We start from the raw sequence: 14,766 nt of genomic DNA, 5'->3' as shown, positions 1-14,766 counted from the left end.
TTGCGTATTCAATTTGAGCATCATCCGGAGTGAAAGCATACGTTTTTTTCGTTGCTGCTGTAAAGATGAGAAGTAGCATCGTCATTCTTTTCATGGCTGTCTGCTTTTATAAAGTTGAACAAATTTTAGTCATCCCAATACAAACTTACTTATTATTTTTGAACAATCAAAATATGTGATTGGTAAAAATTACACAAATAAAAAGTCCCCGTTCATCTTTTAAGGTAAAAAGTTAACGGGGACTCTCATTTAATGCTTCATTATTTTTTCCTTGTTTCAATCCAGTTACGGGCATTGACAAATGCTTCTATCCACGGTGTAACCTGATCACCCATTACCCGGTTGGCCGGATAATAAGCATTTTGCCAAGGGAAGATGGCACGTTCCAAGTGAGGCATCATAGCTAGATGGCGACCGTCGGCACTGGCAAGTGCTGCTACCGAATAATCGGATCCGTTAGGATTGCCCGGATATTCATCGTAGCTGTATTTGGCAACCACATTGTATTTGTCTTCCTCATAAGGAAGAGAGAACTTTCCTTCTCCGTGAGCCACCCAGATACCCAACTTACTGCCGCTCAACGAGCCAAACATGACACTGCGGTTTGTCGGAATGGTTACCCCAACGAAAGTCGATTCGAATTTGTGCGAATCATTGTGCAACATTTTACCCTTCTTTTCGTGTTCCGGGTTAATCAGTCCCAGCTCCATCATCAACTGACAGCCGTTGCAGATACCCAATGACAAGGTGTCTTCGCGAGCATAGAAGTTATCCAGAGCCGCTTTGGCCTTTTCGTTGAACAAAAATCCGCCAGCCCATCCTTTGGCAGAACCTAGTACGTCAGAGTTTGAGAACCCACCGCAGTAAACCACCATGCTTACGTCTTCTAAAGTTTCACGTCCGCTGATCAGGTCGGTCATGGTAACATCCTTTACATCGAATCCGGCCAAATAGAGCGAGTACGCCATTTCACGTTCGCCATTGGTTCCCTTTTCGCGGATGATGGCTGCACGTGTGCCGTTTGGTGTGCGACGGTCGGGGTCAATGCCGTATTGTGAGAACTTACCCTTGAAAGAAGGTGCGAACACCGTTTCGATGGGTTGCATACGGAAGTTCTCGAAACGTTTCTTGGCACAACCGTTCATCGACTGTTTACGGTCGAGCAGGTAAGACGAAGAATACCAAACGTCGCGCATGTAATCAATGCCGAACTGGTAAGTAGCCTCCCCTTTGGTCACCAAAATATGGCGTTCGTCGGTAGGCTTACCTATTTTCACGAAACCTACTCCGGCATCCTCCAGCAATTTGCTGATCTCATCCTTATGCTTGTCTTTCACCTGAATCACGATACCCGGATTTTCGGCAAACAGAATCTTAACAATATCTTCTTCTTTCAGTTTGTTGAGGCTTATCTCCATACCCCCTTCAACGTTGGCAAAACACATTTCAAGTAACGTAGTAATCAAACCACCGGCTGAAATATCGTGTCCGGCCATGATGAGCCCCTTATTAATCAGCGCTTGTACGGCAAGGAATGCATCGCGGAAATACTCGGCTTCCTGCACAGTAGGAACATCATCGCCTACCTTGCCCAGCGACTGAGCGAAAGCAGAACCTCCCAGTTTGAACGTGTCAAAGCTGAAGTCAATGTGATAGAAAGACGATTTATCGTCGTTGACCATTACCGGTGAAACCACCTTCTTAACGTCGGACACCTCTCCACCTGCCGATACGATTACCGTACCCGGAGAAATAACCTTGCTGCCGTCGGGATACTTCTGAGTCATCGACAACGAGTCTTTTCCCGTTGGCACATTGATTTGCAGTGCACAGCAGAAATCACTCAACGCTTTGACAGCAGTGTAAAGACGGGCATCTTCCCCTTCTTGCGAGCGGCAAGGCCACATCCAGTTGGCAGAAAGTGATACACTATCCAGACCTTCGGCCAGCGGAGCCCACACCAAGTTGGTCAGCGATTCGGCAACAGAAAGCACCGAACCCGCAGCCGGATCGGCCAGTGCCGCTTGCGGTGCATGTCCGATGGAAGTAGCAATACCTTTTTCTCCACGGTAATCGAGTGCTACTACTCCACAGTCACTCAGTGGAAGTTGAATTTCACCCTGACATTGCTGGCGCGCCACCTTACCCGTTACCGAACGGTCTACCTTATTTGTTAACCAATCCTTGCAAGCCACTGCTTCCAATTGCAAAACTTGAGTCAGATACTCGTGCAGGTTGGCCACATCATACGTCGGATTATCGTAATGTCTTTCAACCGTTTTATCAATCATGTAAGTTTTGGGTGATGAGCCGAACATTTGCTCTACTGCCAAGTCGAACGGACGAACCCCGTCTGCTTGCTGAAACGCAAAACGCTGATCGCCTGTTGTTTCACCCACCACATACATCGGTGCTCTTTCGCGTTCGGCTATCTTACGAACATGCTCAATGGCTTCCTCCTTAATAAGGAGTCCCATGCGCTCCTGTGATTCGTTGGCTATAATTTCCTTGGCCGACAATGTTTTGTCGCCAATGGGCAGTTTATCCATTTCGATAACCCCACCGCACTCTTCAACCAGTTCCGACAAGCAGTTAACGTGTCCTGCCGAACCGTGGTCGTGAATAGAAACAATGGGATTCTCCTCCTCTTCGCACAAAGCACGCACCACGTTATTAGCTCGTTTCTGCATTTCGGCGTTCGCCCTTTGCACCGCATTCAGCTCAATGCCGCTGCTGTAACGACCCGTATCTACAGAAGAAACAGAACCGCCACCCAGTCCGATGCGATAGTTATCGCCACCAATTACTACCACCTTGTTGCCCGCTTCGGGGTGACCTTTCAGACAGTCTCTTTGCGTGCCATAACCCACACCACCGGCAAGCATGATCACCTTATCGTAACCATACACCTCGTTGTTTTCGGTATGTTCAAAGGTCAGTACCGAACCACAGATAAGCGGCTGGCCAAACTTGTTTCCAAAGTCGGATGCTCCGTTAGATGCTTTGATGAGAATCTGTTCCGGTGTTTGGTACAACCATTTGCGAACCGGAAGAATTTCTTCCCACTCGCGGCCTTCCTCCGTACGCGGATACGAAGTCATGTACACCGCTGTTCCGGCAATAGGCCATGAACCTTTACCGCCACCCATACGGTCACGAATCTCACCACCGGTACCGGTTGATGCACCGTTGAACGGTTCAACCGTAGTAGGGAAGTTATGTGTTTCCGCCTTGAGCGAAATCACCGTTTTAATATCTTTAATGATAAAGTAGTCGGGTTTGGAGTGATCGGCAGGAGCAAACTGTTCCACAACCGGTCCTTCGGCAAACGCCACATTATCTTTGTAAGCAGATAAAATCTTGTTGGGGTTTTCCTGCGTTGTTTTCTTAATCATTTGGAAAAGCGAAGATTCCATCTCCACCCCGTCGATAACGAATGTACCGCCAAATATTTTGTGACGGCAGTGTTCCGAGTTGATTTGGGCAAAGCCGAATACTTCCGAGTCGGTCAGCTTACGTCCCAGGTCGTTTTCCATCTTCTTGAGGTAATCCATTTCCTCTTTAGAAAGGGCCAGACCTTCTTTCTCGTTATAAGCCTCCAGATCTTCGATGTACACAATCGGTTCCGGTTGGCGGTTGGTTACGAATACATCCTGATTCAACCCTTTGTACAAGCGTTGCAACATGGGATCGAAATCGGCGTTTTCATCTTTCACGGGGAAGTATTCCTCTATGCGAAGAATGCCGTCAATCCCCATGTTTTGAGTGATTTCAACGGCATTCGTACTCCAGGGAGTAATCATCTCGCGTCGTGGCCCGATAAAACAGCCATGCAGGTTATCTTCACTTTCCGCAGCGGCATCTCCAAAGAGCCAGCAGAGTTTCTTACTATCATTCGTGGTAAGTTCGTGGTTGCAGTCAACGGCAATCACGCTTGTGGAAGGAGTTCTGAAAAAAAAGATCATATTGAATTACGAGTTATGAATTACGTATTGTAAATGATGCGGCAAAGATAACGAAAAAATGTTTGTGCTCCGAATATTTTAATTACTGTTTTTTAGAAGTGTTGGTTTCTCCGCTCTCATAAAAAGTGTAAAATAAAGTATCACCAAGTATCACCAACCTTGTAATAACCTGACAATCAGATTATTCCGGGTGACACTTCGCTAAAAAAAAGCCTCACCAAGTATCACCAAGTATCACCAACTTTTTCTGCAGTTATTTATTACAAATACATCGCTATCTATCTTATATATAAGCCTTTTAACAAGCATGCTTATGCGATTTATTTTGCAGGTGAGCAATTTTCGTCTCTACCCGGATGTACAGACTTTGTACACCCCCATGTACACGGTTTGTATACCCGGGTGTACAATTGCTGTACACCCGGGTATACACGAATATTCTTTACCATAAATTTACTAATTAGCTTTATTTTAATCTAAAAAATAGATATAATAAACCGATTTTTATTAACTGTCAGCATATGTGAAGGTAGTTTTTTGATAAATAAATAATGCAGATATATTAAGATAACAGTCATATAAAAATAATCAAGTAATGATGTAAATGTTCTATGTCTTATTAAAGTTACTGAAGATGCTTTGTAAACTATGATTAATAAATATGGGTTTGAAAAATGTAATTATCATATTTTGAGGATATTATTTATTATTTTTTTGATTGCAATATTAAATCTTATACTTTTGTAGGATATCACGTTGTGTGGCGTTTCTTGTATGTGGAAGATAATTCTATTAATACTTATATATTATGCTTAAATTGAATCTCTCTTATAGTTCTTCTGTGAATTTTGCAATGCAACAAAATCACGTTCCAATAATTAAAAATATACATATAATAAATGAAGATGATGAATCGATTGATGATATTAAAATAACATTATCCTTTGTTCCAAATCTAACCGATAAAATTGAAAGATATATTGATACTATCTCGGGAAAAACTACGCTTGAGATTAGAGATATGGAGTTTTCTGTTTCTTCAAAATACTTATCAGAGTTGACAGAAAGAATATTATGTGAGATTGTGGTCTCAATATCAAAGAATGACGAGAGCGTCTTAATAAATAAATATCCGATAGAAATTTTGCCTTTTGATCAGTGGGCAGGAGTAGTTATACTTCCGGAGATGCTTTCTGCATTTGTGACACCGAATTGCCCTGCAATTGCCACAATTATACATCGAGCATCCTACTTTCTAGAGAAATGGACTGGTAGCCCATCTTTTGACGAATATCAAAGTCGCACTCCAGATAGAGTGAAAAAACAAATGGCTGCAATTTATGAAGCGATTGCTGAATTAAACATTGTTTATTGTACTCCGCCAGCAAGCTATGAGCTTTCAGGTCAACGCATTCGTTTGTGCGAAACTATATTATCTACAAAATTAGGCACATGCCTTGATATGGCGGTTTTCTATGCTTCTTGTCTGGAATTCGTTGGGATAAACCCATTGATAGTTATTGTTCAAGGGCATGCTTTTACGGGAGGATGGCTCGTTGATGATACTTTTGCTGATAGTGTAAATGATGATGTGTCATTACTTACAAAACGACTAGCGAATGGAATCAATGAAATTGCAGTAGTTGAAACTACTTGTATGAATGCAGGAAAAAATATGAGCTTTGACTTGGCTATGGTAGCAGCCGAAGATCATCTGAACGACTACATGAAGTTTGTATTATCTGTTGATATTAAACGGTGTCGGTTTGCTTCAATTAGACCTCTTCCGCAAAGAATAGTAGGCACAGATGGACTTAAGTTAATTGAGCCGGTCTCAATAGTTCGTAATAATGATACTCCTGAAGCTATTTTTCAAGATGATAGAGTGATGGATTTTAGTAAAGCTAATGTTACAAAACAGAAGTTGTGGGAACGTAAATTGTTAGATTTAACTTTAAGAAATAACCTTCTTAATATAAGATTGACGAAAAGCACATTACAATTAATATCCGTCAATATAAATCTTCTTGAAGATGCTCTTGCAGATGGACATGAATTTGTTGTATTGCCAAAACCTGCAGATTGGGATAATGGTTTTATGGACTCGGGAATATACCATGCATTACATCAAACGGATCCCATAATTGATTTAGTGAAACAAGAGCTAACTCAAAAACGATTACGCTCATATCTTACTGAAACTGAACTCAATTATTCATTAATAGGACTATATCGTAGTTCTCGTTCTTCTATGGAAGAAAATGGTGCTAATACTTTATATTTGGCTTTGGGGTTATTAAAATGGTACGAAACGCAAGCAAGTGAGCGTCCTCGCTATGCGCCGATATTATTGCTCCCTGTTGAAATTGTTCGAAAATCAGCCTCAAAAGGTTATGTTATTCGTTCGCGTGAAGAAGAGATAATGATGAATATCACACTACTTGAGATGTTACGACAAGATTTCGGAGTAAATATAGGGGGCTTAGAGATATTACCAAAAGACGATAGCGGGGTAGATGTTAAATTAGTATTTAATATCATCCGTAAAGGCATAATGAACCAAAAGAGATGGAATGTTGAAGAGCAGGCTATATTGGGAATTTTTTCGTTTAGTAAATTTATAATGTGGAATGATATTCATAATAATGCAGCTAAATTATGTAAGAATAAAATAGTGAAGAGTCTAGTCTCTGGAATGATTGAATGGGAAGTACCTGAAGATTGTGCTATCAATCTTGATAAGGATTTTAAACCTTCTGATGTAGCCTTACCTATAAGTGCAGACTCTTTTCAAATGGAGGCTGTTTGTCATGCTGCAAAAGGTAAAAGCTTTATTCTACATGGCCCTCCTGGTACTGGTAAATCACAGACTATAACCAATATAATAGCTGATGCATTATATCATGGCAAGAAAGTTTTGTTTGTTGCTGAAAAAATGGCAGCTTTGTCAGTTGTTCAGAAACGTTTATCTGATATAGGACTAGCTCCATTCTGTTTGGAATTACACTCTAATAAATCAAAAAAAACGTCCGTGCTTGAACAGTTAAAGATTACAACGGAAGTAACACGAAAAACACCTCCTGAAGATTTCTTGATAGAGTCAGAAAGGCTTTCTATGCTTCGCAATGAACTGAGTGATTATGTTGAACTGTTACATAGGAAACTACCTTCGGGATTTTCTCTTTATGATGCATTGTATTGTTATTCTAATTTGGCCGATAATGACTCTGATTTTGAATTTCCAAATGCTGTAGCGCAAGAGTTAACCACATCCAGACTTAATGAATGGAGAGATGTTGTAGAACAGATTCAGGTGGTTTCGGATTTCTGTGGCTCAATTGTAAATCATCCTTTGCGTGAATTGAAATTGATTAATTATTCACAATCAATAAAAATAGAATTGAAGGACTTATTGGAAAAGCAGATTACGTTACTCAATAAATTGAAATTAGTAACTAATGAAATTTTACTCTTATTAGGTGGTAACCTACATCTTAGTTCTTATTCTGAATATAAAGAGCTATTTAATTTGTCTCTTTTTTTACTTGAAGCCAAGTATCTTCCTAGTTCTCTTTTAAAAATTAATGATGTTCTAAATGTAGTATCAGAAATAAAAAATGTTATTGCTCACGGAATAGAAAGAGATAAATCTAAAGAAGAATTAATTAAAAATTTCGCAGAAACAATTGTAGATATTGATGCTGATAGGCTTCTTGTTGATTGGAACTTATCTCGAGATAAATGGTTTTTAGCTAAGATGCTATCTCGAAAAAAGATAGCGAGAACGTTACAGGCTTATTCGCTAAATGGAAATATAGAGAAAAATAATGTGACTCAAATATTAGCTACTATAATAAAATATAAAAATGAAAGACGGTTTATTGATAGTAAGAGAACATTCTATGCAGAGATGTTCGGACCCTTGTGGGAGGATTGGGTTGTAATGAGGAATGCTTGTGATGAGGCTGTGATATTCTCAGATAAAATAATATCCCTGTTAGGTGATGTTTCTCTTAGTTTAAAAGTACGTGTCCTTTTTGCTAATAATCTGTCACAAGGTCTTGATTGTTTTCTATTATTGCATAAAAGTAAATTATTGATGTATGTTGATTGTTTTAAAGAATTATCATTTGTAAATGATGAATTTTCTATGAAATCAGGCGTAGTATTTAATGATGAGCATTGGGTCGATGAAAAGTTGCTTCTATCGGAACGACTTTTAGATAATATAGAACAGCTAAAAGATTGGTGTGGCTGGAATAGCATTAAGCAGCAAGCATTTGAAAAAGGGTTAGATGCTTTTGTGGGATACATTATATCCAAAGAAACAAAACAGCTAATAAAGGCGTTTAATAAAGCTATATATAAGTCAATAATTAATTATATAGTTGATTCATGCCCGACACTTGCTAATTTTAATGGAAAATTATTTGAAGATAAAATACGTAAGTTTAAAGAATTAACAACTCAGTTTGAGAAATTGACGCGTGAAGAACTATTTGCCAAATTAGCCGCTAATATTCCTTCATTTGTTAGAGAGGCATCACAAAGTTCTGAAGTTGGAATCTTGCAACGTAATATTAGAAATAATGGGCGAGGGATGTCGATACGTAAACTTTTTGATACGATACCCAATTTGATAACCCGTATCAATCCATGCATGTTGATGAGTCCTATGTCTGTTGCTCAATATATCGATGTTGATAATGTAAATTTTGATTTAGTAATTTTTGATGAAGCCTCGCAGATGCCAACTTGCGAAGCAATTGGTGCAATAGCTCGCGGTCAAACATTAATAGTTGTTGGTGACCCAAAGCAGATGCCACCAACAAACTTCTTCTCTTCAAATAATGTGGATGAGGAGAACCTTGATAAAGAAGATATGGAGAGCATTCTTGATGACTGCTTAGCATTATCAATGCCTTCAAAATATCTTTTGTGGCATTATCGTAGCAAACATGAAAGTTTGATTGCTTTTAGTAATTCGCAATACTATGAAAATAAACTACTTACATTTCCATCACCTGATGATATAAAAAATAAGGTTACTTTTCAGCCTGTTTCAGGGTTTTATGACAAAAGTAAAAGTCGCCAAAATAGAGCTGAAGCCGATGCTGTTGTAAGGGAGATATTAATTCGGCTTTCAGATCATAAATTGTCTAAACGAAGTATTGGTGTTGTTACTTTTAGCTCTGTTCAACAGGTATTGATTGAGGATTTACTTACTGAAGCTTTTGCTCGAAATCCGGAGTTGGAGACTTTAGCATTAGACTCTTCAGAACCATTGTTTATTAAAAATCTAGAGAATGTACAAGGTGATGAACGTGACGTAATTCTCTTCTCTGTGGCGTATGGCCCTGACAAGGAAGGAAAGATCAGCTTAAATTTTGGCCCTTTGAATCGTGAGGGGGGATGGCGGCGATTAAATGTTGCAGTATCTAGGGCTCGTTATGAAATGAAGGTTTTTTCAACCCTTCGTGCAGATCAAATAGACTTGTCACGAACATCTGCTGAAGGAGTGGCTGGGCTTAAATCTTTTCTTGAATATGCGGAGAAGGGTAAGAAAGCGGTGTCTATAGTTTCGTTGCATGACCAATTGAAAAATAAATCGCTTACAGATATTATTGCAAACAAAATACGAGAATGCGGCTATGAGGTACATACCAATATTGGATGTTCAGGTTATCGCGTTGACATAGGTATAGTCAATACTGATAATAAGTCAGAGTATCTTTTAGGAATTCTTTGTGATGGATATAACTACAAATCGGCTAAAACAGTACGGGATAGAGAGATTATTCAGCAAGATATTCTTAGGCTTTTAGGATGGAATATTTATCGTGTTTGGACAATGGATTGGATTGATAATCATGAGAAAGTAATATCTGAGATAATAAGAGCAATTAATCAGGCTCAGATGAGCATGGGAAAGAAGCCTAATGATGAAATAAATGACCTTGAAATTTCTTTTCAAGAAAAGCAAATTACTGAGAAACCAGTAGAGCAAGTGATTATACAAAAGGACTATGTGAGCTATAAAGTCGATTATGTATCTGCTCCGATTCATTTTTGTGGAGTTCTTCCCGATGAATTTACCCACCCTCAATGGGAGGAACTAATTGCTCGTCAAATAAAAGATGTTATTGCCTTAGAAGCTCCAATTAGTCGAGAACAGCTTTGTCGACGTGTTCTTTCAATGTGGGGCATATCTCGTATTGGAAACCGTATTGGTGAGCATTTTAATAAAATATTTGCTCGGATGAATCTTAAATATACTGGCTCTGCTAAAGAACGTTTTTTTTGGCGTGATGAACAGAGCCCCACGGAGTATATGAATTATCGTGTTTATATGACAACAGCCTCTGATATTTCTCCTGAGGAAGTTAGCGTTGCTGTAAAAGAGGTTTTAGAATCACAATTTAGTTTGTTGCGCGAAGATTTAATTCGCGAAACCGCTAAATTGTTTGGTTATTCTCGGTTGGGAACTATTGTGGAAGCTTCTATGCAAAAAGGCATCGATAAAACAATTCAGCGTGGCTTTGCAAAGGAAGATCGCGGAAGGGTATCAATGACATGATTGTATTTTATAAAAGAGAATAGAATGCTGTACGCGTTTGAATGATCTAATTTTAATGTTTTATAAAGGACCTGAAAAGAATAGACGATTAATAGTGATTTAAAATTTATAGTTTTTATATTTTGTCAAATCGCTTCTCCGGTAAGTAGGATGTTATTTAATTATAACAAGATTCCTGCAACTGTTTATTGGGTGTTATACTGCTGCAATTAAATTAGTAGTATTGAGAAAGTAGGTTAAATAAGAAACTGAATGCAATGTTCTTGGATCTGATTTTAACTCAATAAGCAGATAAAAAGCTCTGCTTTTTCTTATTCTAAGCAATTTGTCACGAAAAAACGTTAACACATTGCTCTCTTTTCATATAAAAATACGATATTTGCGGCATGTTTGAAATTGAAGTTACCATATTGGACTTGCTGATCAAGGGTTTCATAGTGGGCATTGTGGTCTCAGCACCACTAGGGCCTGTTGGGGTTCTTTGTATACAGCGCACACTAAATAAAGGGCGGTGGTATGGCTTTATAACAGGCCTTGGAGCTTCGCTTAGCGATATTGCTTATGCCCTGCTCACAGGCTACGGAATGAGTTTTATATTCGATTTTATAAATGCCAACCTGTTTTATCTGCAGTTGTTGGGAAGCATCATGCTATTGGGCTTTGGGTTTTATACGTTTCGCAGTAACCCGGTACAGTCTATTCGTCCTATATCGACAAACAAAGGATCTTATTTTCACAATTTTATAACGGCTTTTGCCGTGACACTATCTAATCCGCTTATCATTTTCTTATTTATCGGTTTGTTTGCCCGCTTCGCATTTGTGTTGCCCGGCATGCCTGTTTACGAGGAGGTGATTGGCTATCTGGCCATTCTGCTGGGTGCTTTGTCGTGGTGGTTTGGCATTACTTTTTTTGTGAGTAAGGTGAGAACATGCTTTAACTTGCGCGGCATCTGGCTGATAAACCGCATTATTGGCGGTGTAGTGATGGTGGTATCTTTATTGGGCTTCATTTTTACGCTTTTGGGCGCTTCATTCTATTAAAATTATGTACATAGCACAACATTTGAAAGCTAAAAACATAGCTGAGTACCTTCTATATATGTGGCAGGTAGAAGATTTGATCCGCGCAAACGAATGCGATTTGGATAAAATTGAGCAACAAGTAATCCGGAATTATGATTTGCCTTCGGAGCAAAAACAGGAACTAAGGCAGTGGTATGCTGATTTGGTGAATATGATGCGCGAAGAGGGAGTGAAGGAAAAAGGACACCTGCAAATTAACAAAAATGTAATAATCGGATTAACCGATTTGCATATGCAACTGTTGCGTTCACCTAAATTTCCGTTTTATAGTTCAGCCTATTATAAGGCACTGCCCTTTATTGTTGAACTCAGGTCCAAGGGAAATAAGACAGATGAACCGGAATTGGAAACATGTTTCGAAGCACTTTATGGTGTCATGTTGCTGAGACTACAGAAGAAAACGGTTAGTGATGGCACGGCTAAGGCTTTGGAGGCTATTACAAATCTGCTTTCCATGCTGGCTAACTATTATGATAAAGATAAAAAAGGAGAATTAGATTTAGATTGATATGAATATACTGATAACCGGAGCAAACGGACAATTGGGAAACGAGATGCGCAATTTGTCGGCAGACTATGCGCAGCACAACTATTTTTTCACTGATGTACAAGAATTGGATATCTGCAACAAAGAGGCTGTGGAAACATTCATCTCTTATAACCATATTGATGTGGTGGTCAATTGTGCAGCCTATACGGCCGTAGATAATGCCGAAGACAACAAGGAACTTTGTGATAAGCTTAATCACCTGGCGCCGGGTTACTTGGCTGCTGCGGCACAGAGTAGGGGAGCTTCCGTTATTCATATATCAACAGATTATGTGTTCAATGGCACCAATCATATTCCTTATACGGAAAAGGAACCAACTTGTCCTACTTCCGTATATGGTTCCACTAAGCTGGCGGGTGAGCAAGTAGTGTTGCAGAACTGTGAAAAGGCGGCTGTGATTCGCACAGCGTGGCTATATTCTCCGTATGGTAACAACTTTGTGAAAACCATGATTCGTTTAGGACGCGAACGTGATACGCTGGGTGTGATCTTTGATCAGGTAGGCACACCTACCTATGCCCGCGATTTGGCTGTGGCCATTTTTGCGGTTATAGAAAAAGGAGTGGTAAAGGGTGTTTATCACTTTAGCAATGAAGGGGTGTGCTCGTGGTTTGATTTTACGTTGGCCATTCACAAGCTGGCCGGTATCAATAACTGTAAGGTACGTCCGCTGCATACAGCCGATTACCCTACCAAAGCAGCCCGTCCGCATTATTCAGTGCTCGATAAGAGTCTTATCAAACAGACTTATGGCATTGAAATTCCTCATTGGGAAACTAGCTTGAACGAGTGTGTGCATTTGTTGCTTCAAGCAGAAAAAGAATAAAAACAATAAATATACAGCGAGTAATTTAGCAAGATGAATGAAATAGACAGGAGGCGTACGTTCGCCATTATCTCTCACCCCGATGCGGGTAAAACAACACTTACGGAAAAGTTGTTGCTCTTCGGAGGTCAGATTCAGGTAGCCGGTGCCGTTAAAAGTAATAAGATTAAGAAGACGGCAACGAGTGACTGGATGGAGATTGAGAAACAGCGTGGAATTTCGGTAACGACCTCTGTGATGGAGTTTGATTACGGAGACTACAAAGTGAATATTCTTGATACACCGGGCCACCAGGATTTTGCGGAAGATACTTTTCGCACATTGACCGCTGTTGATAGTGTCATTATTGTGGTTGACGGTGCCAAGGGTGTGGAAGCTCAGACTCGTAAACTCATGGAGGTGTGCCGCATGCGTAATACGCCGGTAATTATCTTCGTCAATAAAATGGATCGTGAAGGTCGCGATCCTTTCGATTTACTTGATGAACTGGAAGAAGAACTGCATATCAAAGTGCGCCCGCTCTCATGGCCTATCGAACAGGGTATCCGTTTCAAGGGGGTGTACAACATTTATGAAGGGAAGCTGGATCTTTACCAACCGTCTAAACAGGTAGTTACCGAGAAGGTGGAACTTGACTTGGAGAGCGATGAACTTGATAAGCAAATTGGCACGGAGCTGGCCGAAAGACTTCGTTCGGAATTGGAACTGGTGGACGGTGTGTATCCTGAATTTCAGGTAGATGATTACTTGAAAGCGGAGATTGCTCCTGTGTTCTTTGGGTCTGCTCTGAATAATTTTGGTGTGCAAGAGTTGCTCGATTGTTTTGTGGAAATTGCTCCCAGTCCGCGTGCTGTGCAAGCGGAAGAGCGTGAGGTGAAACCCGAGGAACCTAAGTTTACCGGTTTTATTTTCAAAATAACAGCTAACATTGATCCCAATCACCGCTCTTGTGTAGCTTTCTGTAAAATTTGCTCGGGAAAATTTGTTCGTAATGCACCTTATTTGCATGTTCGTCACGGTAAGAGCATGCGTTTTTCATCGCCCACGCAGTTCATGGCACAGCGTAAAACAACGATTGATGAGGCTTGGGCGGGTGATATCATCGGTTTACCCGATAATGGTACATTTAAGATAGGTGATACGCTTACGGAGGGAGAAATGCTTCATTTCCGTGGCTTGCCAAGTTTCTCGCCGGAGATGTTTAAATACATTGAGAACGCTGACCCAATGAAACAAAAACAATTGGCCAAAGGAATTGATCAGTTGATGGATGAGGGTGTAGCACAGCTTTTTGTGAATCAGTTCAACGGCCGTAAGATTATTGGTACCGTAGGGCAACTTCAGTTTGAAGTGATTCAGTATCGTTTGCTGAATGAGTATAACGCTTCTTGCCGTTGGGAGCCCGTGAGTTTGTACAAGGCTTGCTGGATTGAGAGTGACGATGCGGCTGAACTGGATGCTTTCAAGAAACGGAAGTATCAGTTTATGGCTAAAGACCGTGAAGGACGTGATGTGTTCCTAGCGGATAGCAACTACGTGTTGCAAATGGCTCAAATGGACTTTAAGCACATTAAGTTCCACTTCACAAGTGAATTTTAAGTGTTTTAGGATAAATTTCTTGGGATGCGCTTTCAAAAAGCGCATCCCAAGTTGTATAGTAAAGTTTATCTAGCCAGCTAGCTATCTTAGTGAAAGCTGATATCTTAAATATTGTATATGCTATGCAATCTATTGATGCTACAAAGATAGGTAGTAAATAGACA

6 protein-coding genes are annotated in these 14,766 nt (G+C 40.1%); 5 read left to right on the top strand and 1 reads right to left on the bottom strand.

Annotated features, from left to right (window positions below; genetic code table 11):
• Nucleotides 1–260: 260 nt before the first annotated feature.
• Entirely contained in the window at nt 261–3,965 is a 3,705-nt protein-coding gene (purL, locus tag C511_RS0110750) for a phosphoribosylformylglycinamidine synthase (protein WP_027318131.1), read from the bottom strand.
• An 808-nt stretch (nt 3,966–4,773) separates the two neighbouring features.
• On the opposite strand from purL, the gene C511_RS0110745 reads away from it, so the two are divergent.
• The 5 genes from C511_RS0110745 (at nt 4,774) to C511_RS0110725 (ending at nt 14,602) form a co-directional block, all read left to right on the top strand.
• Nucleotides 4,774–10,542 carry a DUF3320 domain-containing protein gene (locus tag C511_RS0110745; protein WP_027318130.1) on the top strand — a complete coding sequence of 1,923 codons (5,769 nt, stop codon included), beginning with the start codon at nt 4,774–4,776 and terminating at the stop codon, nt 10,540–10,542.
• Between the two features lie 386 nt (nt 10,543–10,928).
• Complete coding sequence (locus C511_RS0110740) at nt 10,929–11,585, top strand: LysE family translocator (RefSeq protein ID WP_027318129.1); 657 nt, start codon at nt 10,929–10,931, stop codon at nt 11,583–11,585.
• A 4-nt stretch (nt 11,586–11,589) separates the two neighbouring features.
• Nucleotides 11,590–12,135: a DUF4924 family protein gene (locus C511_RS0110735; RefSeq protein WP_024997100.1), complete on the top strand. Its 546-nt coding sequence runs from the start codon at nt 11,590–11,592 to the stop codon at nt 12,133–12,135.
• Nucleotide 12,136: 1 nt separating this feature from the next.
• The gene (rfbD, locus tag C511_RS0110730; protein ID WP_024997099.1) at nt 12,137–13,003 is read left to right on the top strand and encodes a dTDP-4-dehydrorhamnose reductase; all 867 of its coding nucleotides are present in this window, start codon (nt 12,137–12,139) and stop codon (nt 13,001–13,003) included.
• 33 nt (nt 13,004–13,036) lie between these two features.
• The gene (locus C511_RS0110725; RefSeq protein WP_024997098.1) at nt 13,037–14,602 is read left to right on the top strand and encodes a peptide chain release factor 3; all 1,566 of its coding nucleotides are present in this window, start codon (nt 13,037–13,039) and stop codon (nt 14,600–14,602) included.
• Nucleotides 14,603–14,766: the final 164 nt, after the last annotated feature.

It is taken from the genome of Bacteroides graminisolvens DSM 19988 = JCM 15093, assembly GCF_000428125.1.
Taxonomy (GTDB): domain Bacteria; phylum Bacteroidota; class Bacteroidia; order Bacteroidales; family Bacteroidaceae; genus Bacteroides; species Bacteroides graminisolvens.
The sequence above is the reverse complement of the archived record's forward strand: the minus strand, read 5'-3'. Positions and strand labels throughout refer to the sequence as shown.

Excerpts from the sequence above, each read along its gene's own strand:
- purL (WP_027318131.1), bottom strand. The coding sequence starts at position 3,965 with ATGATCTTTTTTTTCAGAACTCCTTCCACAAGCGTGATTGCCGTTGAC.
- C511_RS0110745 (WP_027318130.1), top strand. The coding sequence starts at position 4,774 with ATGCTTAAATTGAATCTCTCTTATAGTTCTTCTGTGAATTTTGCAATG.
- C511_RS0110740 (WP_027318129.1), top strand. The coding sequence starts at position 10,929 with ATGTTTGAAATTGAAGTTACCATATTGGACTTGCTGATCAAGGGTTTC.
- C511_RS0110735 (WP_024997100.1), top strand. The coding sequence starts at position 11,590 with ATGTACATAGCACAACATTTGAAAGCTAAAAACATAGCTGAGTACCTT.
- rfbD (WP_024997099.1), top strand. The coding sequence starts at position 12,137 with ATGAATATACTGATAACCGGAGCAAACGGACAATTGGGAAACGAGATG.
- C511_RS0110725 (WP_024997098.1), top strand. The coding sequence starts at position 13,037 with ATGAATGAAATAGACAGGAGGCGTACGTTCGCCATTATCTCTCACCCC.